The following is an 11873-nucleotide window of genomic DNA, read 5'->3' on the forward strand; positions in this document are numbered from 1 at the left end:
AACTTTTAATTCAGTTGAGAAAAGGTGATGTGCCATATTCGGTTATGCTTATTCCGCTCTGCTTCAATTTCTGCTTGAATATCATTGGTTCTGCATTCATATCTGCTAAAAGAGCTGCATCTGGTGTCCTCCGGACTCCGCCCCCATGATTGCTGCGAAGTCCATTGCATTCCGTGGTGCATTGCCTGCAGGGTGGTTGTTGAAATATACGAAAACCTCGTCACCCAGATCCATGCTCTTCTTTACGAAGCTGGAGAGATGCCTGAGTTCCTCCAGGCTGTAAGTATATCTGTATCTGGCTGAAGGGTCCTGGCTCCTGGAAAACCATGATTCGGCATTTCTTCCGTGGAACCTGAAGTAGGAAATTCCATGACCGTAATCAGCATAATTCTCCAACCTTGCAGCAGGGCTATCCGTATTTGCAGGAGTGTACCCGGTTCCATTGTATATCTTCCGGATAGCCGGGCTGTTTGTAAGTGATTCGCTCCTGAATTCCAGCACTCCTCTGAACCCATGGATGCCCACGGCTGATAGGAGAACATCCAGGTTCTCTGCATGGGATTCCTTGAAGAAAGGTGGAAGCTGTACCAGCAGGGCCCCGGATAGATGTGCCCGGGACAATAGCTTCAGGATGCTGTCCGAAAATTTCTCCATTTCCGCCACTGCCGATTTAACATCTCGCAATAACAGATCGTGCGTGATGGTCCCGGGCGCCTTGATGGAAAATCGGAATCTGGACAGCTTTTCTGCAGTCTTTATCCAGCTGATGATGGTATCATCCGCAACCTGCCTGTAGAAGGTTACGTTCACCTCAACGGAGTTGAAAAACCTGCCATAATAGCTGAGACTGCCTGACATTCCACGGGGATAGAACACCCCGTTCCAGTCACTGTATGCCCAGCCTGAGCAGCCCAGCCAGATCATTTACTGTCTTAGAAGATCTCTGGCTATTATAACTCTCTGAATCTGGTTTGTTCCTTCATAGATCTGGGTTATCTTTGCATCCCTCATGTGCCGTTCTGCATCCAGGTCTGTTGTGTATCCGTATCCGCCGAACAGCTGAAGGCAGTCAGTTGTGATGCTCATTGCAGCATCAGATGCGAAGAGTTTGGCCTGTGATGAAATCTTCACTGCATTCTCATGCCTGTCCCACATCTCGGCTGCCTTGTATGTGAGAAGCCTGGCAGCATCCAGTTTCGTGGACATGTCGGCAAGCATGAACTGTATTCCCTGGAAATCGCCTATGGCCTGGCCAAACTGTTTCCTCTGCCTGACATAATCCACCGCTTCGTCCAGGGCTGTCTGGGCTATTCCCAGCGCCTGTGCCGCTATGCCTATGCGCCCGGAATCCAGGGTCTCCATTACAACCCTGAATCCCCTGTTGACCTCACCTACAACATTCTCATCCGGGACAAACACATCCTGGAACTCCAGCTCCACTGTGCTGCTCCCGCGTATGCCAAGCTTCTCTATGTCCCTGCTGACCCTGAACCCAGGTGAATCAGCGTCCACAACAAATGTTGTTATGCCCCTGTGGCCCTTTGATGGATCAGTGACTGCGTCCACAACAAAGAACTTGGCGATACGCCCGTTTGAGATGAACATCTTGCTTCCATTGATGATATAACCGTTCCCTTTCCTGACTGCAGAGGTCTTAATGGCGGCGGCGTCGCTTCCAGCATTCGCTTCAGTAAGCGCTAGCCCTCCCACAGCGCCAGATGCGACCTTCGTGAGATATCTCTTCTTCAGATCCTCGCTTCCAAACATGATGAGCGGATCGGCAAAAAGAGTCAGCGCGCCGTCCAGAACAAGTGCAGTGCTTGGACATGCCATGGAAAGCTCCTCTATGACTCTCACAAGAAAACTGAAGCTGAGCCCTGCTCCGCCGTATTCCTTGGGGATGTAGCTTGAAAAGAGCCCCAGTTCATTCATCCTGTCTATGATTTTCTGCGGGACGGACTTGGTCCTGTCTATCTCTCTTGCAAGAGGCTTGACCTCTTTCTGGGCAAATTGCCTTACATACTTCAGAACTTCCTTTTCGTCCTGCGTTATGGTGGCTTCTATCATGAATCTGGAATGGGTATAAAAATAATAAATTGTCTGTTCTGAAGAGGGTTTGGATTATAGTTAAACTGTAAGTTCGCTCTTCAGTTGCTGCAGCAGTGGCCCGGATATCTTTCCGGCCTCGGAATAGCCCGGCTTCCTTGTTTCGATGTATACATTCTCCGCTGACCTGAACTGGTCCGCAAGAACCCTGTTGAAGTGGAATTTCAAGTACTGAAGGGTGGATTCAAGGACTTCAGTTGACCGGCCCTCCTCCGGGGTAGCCTTCAATTCATGCCCGTCAAATGAAAGATAAACTGTATTCTCAATGCCTGTCAGTTTGGGCATCTCAGCCGCCATCTGCCTCTCATCCCTGAACTCTATGAACATGGATACGCTAAAAGTATCTGGCCGGGGAAGCAGATCACTGTATACATCTATGAGTCTCCTTATTTCCTCAGGATCCTTGACTTTCTCTATGAAAACCATCTCATTGATCTGATTCATCACTGTGTCCCTTGATTCAAAGAGAAAGCTGAATGTCTTCGTCTCCACTCTTCTGGTTTTCTTGATTTCTATGATCTTTCTTGTGGCTTCCTCACGCTGTTTCTCAAAATTTTCAGGAGGAATTATCTCCTCCGATCTTATCTCCTGCATATCAACCCACCTTACTTGGGCAGCTTAGCAAGAGTGTCTTCGTATTTCTTTGCGTGTGATTTTTCCGCCTTTGAAAGTATCTCAAACCAGTGAGCTATATCGTCAAAGTGCTCGTCCCTTGCAACCTTTGCGAATCCGGGGTACATCTGGCTGTACTCGTATGTTTCTCCTGCAATGGCCGATTTCAGGTTCTGCTCAGTTGACCCTATGGGCTCGCCCGTGACAGGGTCTCCAACCTGCGCAAGATATTTGAGATGGCCGAATGCATGTGCTGTTTCACCGTCAGCTGTTGACCTGAATATGGATGCAACTTCCTGGTATCCCTCCTCATCTGCCTTCTGCGCGAAATAAAGATAGCGCCTGTTGGCCTGGCTCTCACCGGCGAAACCGGCTTTCAGATTTTCCAGCGTCTTACTGTTTTTCAGTTCCATTTTAACACCACATGTTTATGTAGCAACTATATATTAACTTTATGATAGTTATTCTAAGTTAATAATTATAAAAATTTACCATAACGTGAAGCGACTGCATAGACTGCCGCGGCCCCCGGTAACTGGGTCTCGCCAGGAACAAGGTTGAAATCCTCTCCTGCAATGCTTATTCTGAGTGGGCGCTGAATATGAACTTTCGCCGGGCGCGCATTGAATCCTGCATATACCGCATCGCGGAGAGGATCGAATGAGTCAAAATCTTCAACAGGTATATGCTTCACAATAAACCCGGTCTTTCCGTGAAGGCTTCCTGGAGTTCTTATGAGCCGGTGCACGTCAGTGGTCACCGGTTCGTCAATTTCACATGCATTGGCTTCCCTGACCTTACTGATTATGTGCGTGAGTATCTTCTCGTCATTGGCATCCATGTGCCTGTACTTCTCATTGCCCGGCTTCAGGAAAAGATCACGTTTCTTCACGGGCACGCCGGAGCTGGTCTGTTTGGAGAGGTTGCGGATGTATGCCTCTGCACTTCTCCTGTTTCCCAGAACGCTGGAAAGTGTTTGGCTGCCGGATTCGTCTGCAACGTCAGCTAGGAATTCCACAAAAAGCCTGTCCACTTCAGATTTCCATCCACCCATGACAGTGGATGCTTCCTGCATTGACCTGCGGACATCGTATGTGCTGAACCCCTCACCCCGTATGTAATTTGCAATTTCACGGCGGGAATCCGATCCAAGAGGATATATTGAATCCTCCACGACGTGGACATGGTAACCTCTTCCGCCGGAAAAGAATATTTTCAGGTCCTTTTCCCGAAATCCAAGATCATCCATAAGGAACTTGAAAATGAGGCGGTGAGTGTGCTTCTTGACCTCTGCCAGGATTTCAGTATAACTCATTTTTTCTGCACCCGGAATGTGATCCGCATCCAGATCAAATATGAGTTCGGCACCAAGCCATTCCTTGTCCTTCATGACCTTTTCTTCGGGCTTCCTGTAATATGCGGTGGAATAATAGGTGTGGCGCGGAACAATGCGCCTCATCATGTCTGTCAGGGAGCTGAGGTTCAGAACTGCCCTGTGCCTTACCATGGTTCCGAAAAATGGGATGAAACCGATCTCTCTTGCGGAGACTATGTCAATGAGATCTGCCTTCCAGTTCCTGTAATAGTCATGGAAATATTCACGCAACACGTTTTCTGAAGTGTCTGTTTCGGGCAACGCCTGCCCATGACATGATATATTAATATGGTTTACCATTGAGTTGAGGCAGATGCCTATCAATAAGTTCTACGCAGTGCTTGCAGTGTTGCTGATTGCAGCACCCATGGCGGCATTTATTCCAATGTGGCAGCCATATTCCACCCACAGTTACATGGGAGCAGGCAACATTATCTCTTCCACAGGCAATGTAAGCCAGAGTAATGATCAGAATTATGTGGCCTACGCCTCCGGATCATATTCAGGGATAGTAGCCTCGGAGCTTGGAGCGCTGGGAGTAAGCTTTACGAATGCAGGTGGGCTCATGAACATATATCCCAGCCAGGCACAGCTTCCTTATGTATCAGAGATCCTGAAAAGTGCCAGCAGGGACTACGGCATACATTATGCCCTGGTCAACCGATCTGTAACTTCCACCCCTTATGATGCTGTATCGCAGGTGACCCCGGATCTTGTTATTCCGTATGCTTTTGTGCCCTCCCAGATCGCAAGCGCTTACAACTTCACATGGGAATACCGCTCCGGATATACCGGGTCAGGTATAACCATAGGGATAGTGGATGCGTATGGTGACCCGAATCTCGCCTATGATCTCAGGGCATTTGATGAATTAACGGGTCTTCCACCTGCCAATCTGAGCGTTTTTTATCCGGAGGGGCAGCCTGGAAACGGGACCTATAATGCGTCATGGGCACTGGAGACTGCAACGGATGTTGAGTGGGCACATGCCATGGCTCCAAATGCAACCATACTTCTTTACATTGCCCCTTCTGCCATTACCCAGATGCTTCAGTTTGCTGTAAGCGATATGATCAACAGCAGTTCCGTCAACATCATTTCCCTGAGCTGGGGCAATCCCGAGATCCAGTTAACGCAGAATGAGGTTAAAGTATATTCGCAGATCTACAGGGAGGCTTACCTTAGAGGCATAACTGTCGTTGCTGCAACGGGAGACTTCGGATCGGACTATTATGGCCCCAACGGAACAGGGGTACCCACTGTGAATTTCCCATCTTCGGATCCATATGTTACCGCTGTGGGAGGGACCACGCTCAGCCTTTTTGACGGAAAGTACTCCCAGACTGCATGGGGAGGAATCTATGAAAGCCAGAGCTTCGGAAGCGGAGGAGGTTACAGCAAATTCTTTTCCAGACCGTACTGGCAGTCCGCACCAGGTTTCAACAGCACTGAAAGAGGAACACCTGATGTATCGCTGGACGCTGACCAGTACACTGGAATGATCGTGGTAGTCAGGGGCAAGCAGTATGAGGCTGGTGGCACGAGCATCGCCACCCCCATCTGGGCGGCTGCAGCAGCCATAATGGATCAGGCCACACACCGGCATCTGGGATTCCTCAATCCCCTCCTGTATCAGATCTCAAGAACTCCATTGTACAATTCATCATTTGAACAGATAACGGCAGGAACAAACGGAGCATACCGTGCCGCACCGGGCTGGAATCCTGTGACTGGACTGGGGACACCAAGCGTGTCAGACCTGGTGAATGCTACTGAAAAAATAACTGCTGGGTTCGGGGGGCAGATTCTTCTCCAGGGCAACGCCACATATGCAAACACGGTCTATTCAGTACTGAATCTTTCCGTAAACACATCAAACCTGAGACTGAACGGAACAGGTTTCTATTATGTGGGATTATATAACAACCCAATAAATTATATTGAATTTGGCGTGAACGTTTCATCCACAACTGCCAGTTATCTCATGAGGATAGATCAGTCCGGATACATCAGGACCTTCACTAACCCGCATGTTTATGGATTTTCAGGGTCATCCAATTACGTCTCAAACCTCTCTCTCACCTATAAAGCAGGAATGATATCCGCAGCATCTGACGGCTCAATTGTAATCAGTGTCCCTGTGCCTGTCTTCCTCAGTTATGCCGGCAATTCAACTCCGGTTGCTGGAGGAATGAGCATTGGCTCATATGACAATATGACTGATCTGGGGAATTTCACCTTCAGCAACCTGACTGGAGCTTACAATGGCACACAATTGAATTCCACCGGATTATATTTACAGAAGTTTTCTGGAATTGGAACTCAAAGCTATTCATCACTGAATGCTATAATAAACGTGACAGAGGTTGAATTCTCTCAGTATATCAACAGGAGCTCTTCTGACATTCCATCTCTTCCCACACCGCCTCTGATCTCATATATGCTTAATTTCAGTTTGCCTGTGCACGGGGCATTTCACCTGTCCAACTCCACAGGATCCGTTGTGTGGAAGGTGAATGGAACCTCCATTGCTGGGGACAACTATTCATTTCCGAGAGCCGGATATTACAATGTCACCGCCTCAGTGGACAGGGGCAGGGTGAATGAATCCCGCATAATTTACATACCGGACATTGTGATCCAGAACGTGAGTGTTCACTCCAACGTGAAGTATGACCTGAATCCGCCTTCGTCTCTTATTGTGGATTATTTCCTCAGATACGGCATCAATAATGCATCAGCCATACCTGTGATTTCCGGCACGAACAATTTCAGTGTTTCGTCTCCGGGGTTCCATCCTGAATCACGAACCAGCAAATCAACCGGCAACCTCAGCTTCAAGCTTTCCGCAATGCCTGTATCCGTTACTGTGTTTGTATTTCAGGGCAATGCAACCGTGAGAATACAGAACGTTACTGTTGCAGGAGACAATGGAACATTTTCCGGATCTCCAATGCCGGGTGCTGTGTGGATCAATGTAACCGCCCCTGGTTTCAACCCTGTTAACATGTCAACGGCCATAATGCCCGGAGGTACATACCGAACCCAGATCTCGCTTCAGCCCATATCCACCAGCATGGTGCTCATACAGGGCACAGTGAGTGATGCTGTTTATGCGTTCCCTGTGCCTGGGGCCGTCATTTCCGTTTCCAACCAGTCATATTCATACACAAATTCAACCGGATATTATCGACTTTACGAGGACCCGGGCACTCTCAATATATCAGCATCCGCAAATCTCTATGAATCCCAGTACAAACAACTGGTTCTGAAATTTGCTCCGCTGGACCTCAATTTCTCCATGAAACCCCTGGACATAAACATCAGCTCCATGCCTTTCATAACAATAACCAGGTATTTCCCACTATTCTTCTTCATGGGAGTTGTCACATGGTCAGGCTACAGCGGAAAGATATTCTCGCAGTATCAGTTATACATTTCCCAGAATCCCAGCTTCTTCAATCCAAGGGTTATCACCTTCACCTCCCCATCAAGCACCTCCACCGTGATCTCCGGCATATATCCGGGGCACACCTATTATGCAACAATAGTGTTGAGGCTCTCCGATGGGGAAGTCTATCAGTCGTCGGTGGTGAAGATAACCTACACCAATCCAGTATATCTGGGAATGAACATTGCCATAGTGGGAGGCATTGCTGTCTATCTGGCCTTCATGGGGGCATATTTAAGGAAGAGATGGAAGAAGACCCCAGTCTATCCCTAATGCGTCTCTTTTTCAAGCAGACTTTCCCATCTTCTGTCTACTTCTTCCTGCAGTATCCTGATTTCATCCTCATCCATATGGGAAAATCTCTTCTGGGACTGTATGTATTCCTTGACGGTAACAGGTTTGCTGGGTCTGGTGAGCCGGAATGTGCCCATTGAGTATTCGTACAGCGGAAACATCCTTGACTGCACTGCCATCCGTGACACCTCGATGGTCTTCTCTGGTGGATAGTACCAGCCCGTGGGGCACGGAGCAAGGATCTGTATGAACTTGGGGCCATTGATCTTCCTTGCATTCTGCACCTTCCGGATGAGGTCTTCAGGATATGCAATGGTGGCTGTTGCCACATATGGAACTCCCTGGGCCATCATTATATCTGCCACGACCTTCTTCTGCTGTTTCTTGAAATTTTTATCCAGTCCGACTGGAGTTGTCGTGGTTTCAGCACCGTAAGGCGTGCTTCCGGATCTCTGGACACCTGTGTTCATGTAGCCCTCATTGTCGTACATGATGTAGAAGACGTTGTGTCCCCTTTCCATGGCCCCCGATAGTGACTGGAGACCTATGTCTGCTGTCCCTCCATCACCGGCAAATCCAACAACGTTGTAATCACTGTCGCCCCTTATATCCAGTGCTTCCCGCAGGCCGCTTATTGAAGCGCCGGTGGCCGCAAATGGAGTGTAAACCATTGGTATGTCCAGCGTCCTGTTTGGCATGGCACCTGGAATTACCGCCCAGCAGGAAGCTGGCACAGAGACCACGGTCTTCTTGCCAAGCGCCTTCAGAACATATCTCATTGCCAGTGTTGCACCGCAACCCTGGCAGGCTGTGTGCCCAGGTTCCATAAGTTCCTGTTCAGGAATAGATGTGGGCATCACTGATCACCCCTTGTGTTTATGAAAACAGTACCTTCTTTCCCAGCCGCCATGATATTTATCATTTCTTCTATGTCCTCCTCCTTCACATCACGGCCTCCAATCCCAGCCACAAATCCTGTTACGGGTATGTCTGATCTGCCATACAGTGCTGCCTTGATTTCGTTGAACATGGTTCCTCCGGACCCAAATGAAACTGATCTGTCGATAACGCCTATGTGAGCAGCTTCCTTTGTGGCACGCACAATATCCTCGGCCGGGAATGGCCTGAAATACCTTATCCTGATTATCCCAACTTTCCTGCCGTCCGCCCTCAGCTTCCCTGCAACATATTTTGCAGTGGATGCCACAGTGCCTGAGGCTATGAGTATGTACTCTGCACCCTCCGTCATGTATTCCTCAATCAGGCCGCCGTAGTCACGGCCGAAGATCTCGGAGAATTCCCTGGTGACCTTCCTGATGGTGTTTGCAGATTTCCACATGCTCTCCATCATGTCCTTCTTCAGTTCCATGAATGGCCCGTCAGGGGTAGAATATGAGCCGTAGCCCATGGGGCGGTTCGAATCAACCTTGAAATCCAGGCGGAATTCAGGAAGGAATTCGTCCACAAGCTCCTGGTCCGGTATCACAACCTGCTCCGAAGTATGTGATAGTATGAAGGCATCCTCCATGCTCATGAATGGAAGCATAACGCCTGAATCCTCCCCAATACGGTAACCCATGATGAGGGTATCCATGGCTTCCTGATTGGATTCGCTGTAGACCTGAATCCATCCTGTATCCTTCTGGTTCATGCTGTCGGACTGGTCAGACCATATATTCCACGGAGGACCAATAGCCCTGTTGACCACACTCATGACAATTGGAAGGCGCTGGCCTGCAACCCAGTGCAGCATCTCATGCATGTAGAGAAGACCCTGTGAGCTTGTTGCAGTGTAAGACCTCACGCCGGCAATTTCACTTGCAAATACAGCTGCCATTGCACTGTGTTCGCTCTCCACCTCAATGTACCTGGCGCTGATCTCCCTGTTTGCAACCATTTCGGCCAGTTTTTCCACTATTGTAGTCTGCGGGGTGATGGGGTAAGCTGAGATGAAGCCAACTTTTGAAAGACGAACGCCCTCTGCGACGGCCTCATTGCCGGTCATAATTGATGTTTTTGATGCTATTTCCCTCATTCCAGTCATTCCTCCTCAAATTTCATTTCTATACATTTTTCCGGGCATTCGTTTGCACATATTCCGCATCCCTTGCAATAATCGTAGTCTATAACCGGAATGCTGAAGGCAGTAACCTTCTGGTTTGGTGCTGGAGTACTGCGCCCATCCTCGAGATTTATAGCATTGTCAGGGCAGAATTTCCAGCATATCTCGCACCTTATGCAGCTTGAATAGTCTATTACGGGCTTCAGTGTCCTCAACAGCCCTGTATGGTTTGCCCTTGAACTGGTCTCAGCCAGTGGAACCAGCACCAACTTTACCACCCTATCCTTACGGAACTGTATGCCTTCTCAGCTGCGGTGACATTCACCTCAGCCTTGGAGGGGGACATTTCTGATATTGCCTCACGAACCTGCGTCATGTCAACAAGGCCTGTGCTCTTTGAGAAGGCACCCAGCATTGCTGTGTTAATTATGGGGTTCGTCCTGTTGCCCAGTCCGAGGTCGGTGGCAATCCTGGTTGCATCCACTGTTGCCACATGGTAAGGAAGGCCAAGATCTTCAGGAGCTTCAGGTGAATTGAGTATGAGCGACGATCCGGGCTTCATCCCTGCAGTCACATCAACGGTCTCCATGACCTTGCTGTCCAGAACCACAACAACGTCAGGATTGTAAACCTGTGTCTTAAGCAGTATGGGCGTGGTGTCAATCCGCGTGAACGCAGTCACGGGTGCCCCCCTTCGCTCCGTCCCGAAAAATGGAAATGATATTACATACTCACCGGACAGGAAGGACGCCAGAGCCAGCATCTTTGAAGCCGTTACTGCACCCTGTCCCCCTCTTCCATGAAACCTGACTTCCAGCATATTGATCAGGATTACCTTTGCACCAAAATATAATAAGATGTGCCCTTACATATAATGGGGAAAATTATTTAGGGAGCAACTGAGGGGTTAAGAAAAAAAGTGTCGGAAATATCAGAGTTCTTTCCTGACAGCCGCCGTGGCCAGAGCCATGTTCCTCAGCTTCTCAAAGCCGGTTTCCCTTGATCTTGTCCGAAGCCCGCAATCCGGATTTATCCTGACCAGCGATGGATCTCCGATGATGTCCAGGGCTGTTTCAATCCGATCCTTTATGAGTTCCACACTCTCAATGTCATCAATGTGCACATCCGTAACACCAAGGCCCATGAATTTCTTCCTTGACAGGGTTTCATTCATTGCGGCATACTCCTTGAGATCCGCATACCCGGGCCTGTGATCCAGACCCTTTCCCTGTGTCAGGGGATCCCTGTTGGCGAATTCCAGGTTCAGGCCATGCACCTTCAGATCAGCAATGGTGTTGTAGAGATATGCATAATCGATACTGTAGCAGACGTGGATTGACGGTTCAATACCAGAAATTCCTTCGAAAGACCTGTTCACGGATTCAACAACTATGTCCATCTCGGATGGATGTGTTGTGGCTGCCGGCTCATCTATCTGGACTTCGAAGATTTCACCTTTCCTGTGATGATCCCAGATTTCCTTGAGTTCCCTCAGTTCCTTGTTTATTGCGTCCGCGTATGCGTTTGCCAGTTCTCTCCTGTCCCTGTAGTATTCATTGAATGACCAGTCCATCATGGTGTATGGGCCGGTTATTGGTAGCTTGAGCCTGTCGTGCGTGTTTGCAAGGAGAAATTCCAGTTCGTCCCTGTGGAACGGATGTTTCCTGACCACGGGCCCTGTTACGCTGCCTTTCCTGTAGTACCTGTTGTCGAATGACCTGACCATACCATAAAATTCAAGGTTTCCAATGTTGTTTGCCAGAGCCTCATACATCTCCCACCGGAACATCTCCCCGCCTACTCCAAGGTTCTCAAGCCCGGACTTCCTGAACAGATCGAGAGTCTCAACTGTTGCTTTTCCAGCAAGCACATTGAACTCATCTGTTCCTTCCAGCTGGTGAAAATTCTTGCTCAGATACTCCGGTTTCCTGAAACTGCCTATCTCCTGTAAAATCAAATTTTTGTCCGCCATT

At 48.9% G+C, this 11873-nt stretch carries 11 protein-coding genes; 1 reads left to right on the plus strand and 10 read right to left on the minus strand.

The window, feature by feature from the left end; genetic code table 11:
- Positions 1 to 105: 105 nt before the first annotated feature.
- The 5 genes from RE469_02210 to priS all read right to left on the minus strand — a co-directional run bounded on the left by RE469_02210 (position 106) and on the right by priS (position 4354).
- Positions 106 to 924 (minus strand): DUF72 domain-containing protein, encoded by an 819-nt coding sequence (locus RE469_02210; GenBank protein ID WMT45023.1) that lies wholly within the window; start codon positions 922 to 924, stop codon positions 106 to 108.
- Positions 925 to 2067, minus strand: a complete 1143-nt coding sequence (locus RE469_02215) for an acyl-CoA dehydrogenase (protein ID WMT45024.1) — start codon at positions 2065 to 2067, stop codon at positions 925 to 927.
- Positions 2068 to 2127: 60 nt separating this feature from the next.
- Positions 2128 to 2700: a DUF3501 family protein gene (locus RE469_02220; GenBank protein WMT45025.1), complete on the minus strand. Its 573-nt coding sequence runs from the start codon at positions 2698 to 2700 to the stop codon at positions 2128 to 2130.
- An 11-nt stretch (positions 2701 to 2711) separates the two neighbouring features.
- Complete coding sequence (locus tag RE469_02225) at positions 2712 to 3131, minus strand: rubrerythrin family protein (protein WMT45026.1); 420 nt, start codon at positions 3129 to 3131, stop codon at positions 2712 to 2714.
- A gap of 65 nt (positions 3132 to 3196) precedes the next feature.
- Entirely contained in the window at positions 3197 to 4354 is a 1158-nt protein-coding gene (priS, locus tag RE469_02230; GenBank protein ID WMT45027.1) for a DNA primase catalytic subunit PriS, read from the minus strand.
- Positions 4355 to 4406: 52 nt separating this feature from the next.
- Between priS and RE469_02235 the strand changes: the two genes are divergently transcribed.
- Positions 4407 to 7817 carry a S8 family serine peptidase gene (locus RE469_02235; protein WMT45028.1) on the plus strand — a complete coding sequence of 1137 codons (3411 nt, stop codon included), beginning with the start codon at positions 4407 to 4409 and terminating at the stop codon, positions 7815 to 7817.
- Here the strand turns inward: RE469_02235 and RE469_02240 are convergent.
- From RE469_02240 to RE469_02260, 5 genes are all read right to left on the minus strand, one after another.
- Entirely contained in the window at positions 7814 to 8695 is an 882-nt protein-coding gene (locus RE469_02240; protein WMT45029.1) for a 3-methyl-2-oxobutanoate dehydrogenase subunit beta, read from the minus strand. The two genes, RE469_02235 and RE469_02240, sit on opposite strands and share 4 nt — an antisense overlap.
- Positions 8695 to 9882: a transketolase C-terminal domain-containing protein gene (locus RE469_02245; protein ID WMT45030.1), complete on the minus strand. Its 1188-nt coding sequence runs from the start codon at positions 9880 to 9882 to the stop codon at positions 8695 to 8697. The genes RE469_02240 and RE469_02245 overlap by 1 nt, the downstream gene beginning before the upstream one ends.
- Positions 9879 to 10166 (minus strand): 4Fe-4S binding protein, encoded by a 288-nt coding sequence (locus tag RE469_02250; GenBank protein ID WMT45668.1) that lies wholly within the window; start codon positions 10164 to 10166, stop codon positions 9879 to 9881. Before RE469_02250 ends, RE469_02245 begins: the two co-directional genes overlap by 4 nt.
- Before the next feature lie 5 nt (positions 10167 to 10171).
- On the minus strand, positions 10172 to 10720 hold the full coding sequence (locus tag RE469_02255; GenBank protein ID WMT45031.1) for a 2-oxoacid:acceptor oxidoreductase family protein: 549 nt from the start codon (positions 10718 to 10720) through the stop codon (positions 10172 to 10174).
- Positions 10721 to 10831: 111 nt separating this feature from the next.
- Positions 10832 to 11872: a methionine synthase gene (locus RE469_02260; protein ID WMT45032.1), complete on the minus strand. Its 1041-nt coding sequence runs from the start codon at positions 11870 to 11872 to the stop codon at positions 10832 to 10834.
- Between the last annotated feature and the right edge of the window lies 1 nt (position 11873).

The sequence above is a fragment of the Cuniculiplasma divulgatum genome (genome assembly GCA_031200235.1).
Classification (GTDB): domain Archaea; phylum Thermoplasmatota; class Thermoplasmata; order Thermoplasmatales; family Thermoplasmataceae; genus UBA509.

Coding starts and splice junctions, on each gene's coding strand:
- RE469_02210 (WMT45023.1), bottom strand. CDS start 924: ATGATCTGGCTGGGCTGCTCAGGCTGGGCATACAGTGACTGGAACGGG.
- RE469_02215 (WMT45024.1), bottom strand. CDS start 2,067: ATGATAGAAGCCACCATAACGCAGGACGAAAAGGAAGTTCTGAAGTAT.
- RE469_02220 (WMT45025.1), bottom strand. CDS start 2,700: ATGCAGGAGATAAGATCGGAGGAGATAATTCCTCCTGAAAATTTTGAG.
- RE469_02225 (WMT45026.1), bottom strand. CDS start 3,131: ATGGAACTGAAAAACAGTAAGACGCTGGAAAATCTGAAAGCCGGTTTC.
- RE469_02235 (WMT45028.1), top strand. CDS start 4,407: ATGCCTATCAATAAGTTCTACGCAGTGCTTGCAGTGTTGCTGATTGCA.
- RE469_02240 (WMT45029.1), bottom strand. CDS start 8,695: ATGCCCACATCTATTCCTGAACAGGAACTTATGGAACCTGGGCACACA.
- RE469_02245 (WMT45030.1), bottom strand. CDS start 9,882: ATGACTGGAATGAGGGAAATAGCATCAAAAACATCAATTATGACCGGC.
- RE469_02255 (WMT45031.1), bottom strand. CDS start 10,720: ATGCTGGAAGTCAGGTTTCATGGAAGAGGGGGACAGGGTGCAGTAACG.
- RE469_02260 (WMT45032.1), bottom strand. CDS start 11,872: ATGGCGGACAAAAATTTGATTTTACAGGAGATAGGCAGTTTCAGGAAA.